The 773-nt window shown below is 54.1% G+C and carries 1 protein-coding gene; it reads right to left on the bottom strand.

Annotated elements, in window-relative coordinates:
* Nucleotides 1–13 precede the first annotated feature (13 nt).
* The coding region (locus tag KNP71_RS15710; protein ID WP_214831053.1) for an ISL3 family transposase at nt 14–773 on the bottom strand (760 nt) is incomplete at its 5' end.

The following is a 773-nucleotide window of genomic DNA, read 5'->3' as shown; positions in this document are numbered from 1 at the left end:
CGTGGTTGCTATTTTAACGACCAAGCTCGAAGCGTAATCTCAAAAAGAAACGTTCGAGGTTTCGGTAGCCATAACCACGGCGTTTGATAAGCTTGATTTTGTTGTTCGTTCCTTCCATCTTTCCGTTCGATAGACTGGACACGATTGTTCGACGCATCGCTTTCTCTCGGTTCTGGATCGATTTCGCGATCTTCGCCAGAGGCCCGCAAGGATGGGACTGATAACGATCCAACCAATCGGTCAGTCGACGTTTCGCCTGTCCATGGCACGTGGCCTTCAGCACATATCGAATATGTTGAAGTCCTTGATAGAGGTCCCGGGTGAACGGATCTTCCCGAAGGCAAGAATCGGCGACCTCCCGGTCTTCGGGGGACAGCGTCTCCGGACGACAGGCGAGAGCACGGTCAATCACACGGACATGATGGTGACGTTTCACCTCGTTCAAAAAACGACGCCGACGGCGAAGGGCGTCCGTGAAGAACTGGATGAGATGGAAACGATCCAGCACATGTTTCGCATCCGGGAAGACATGTGCGACGGCCTTCGCCATTGTCGGTGCAAAGTCACTGACGACAGAACGGATGTCTCCGGCTATGCCTTGGAGTGCAGCCGTGATGGCCGTGACGTCCCTTCCCGGGACAATGGACAGGAGCCGACCACTCTCCGCATCGAGGGCGATTGTCGCATAGTGATGTCCTTTTCGTGTGGCGAACTCGTCGATGAGGACGTCTGTCGTATGCTTCTCTGTCTCTACTGAGGCGTACCGATAAAAC

Origin of the sequence: Exiguobacterium sp. s56 (genome assembly GCF_018618255.1) — a bacterium.
GTDB lineage: Bacteria > Bacillota > Bacilli > Exiguobacteriales > Exiguobacteriaceae > Exiguobacterium > Exiguobacterium chiriqhucha.
Note: the sequence above shows the minus strand (reverse complement) of the source record. Positions and strands in the feature narration are given on the sequence as shown.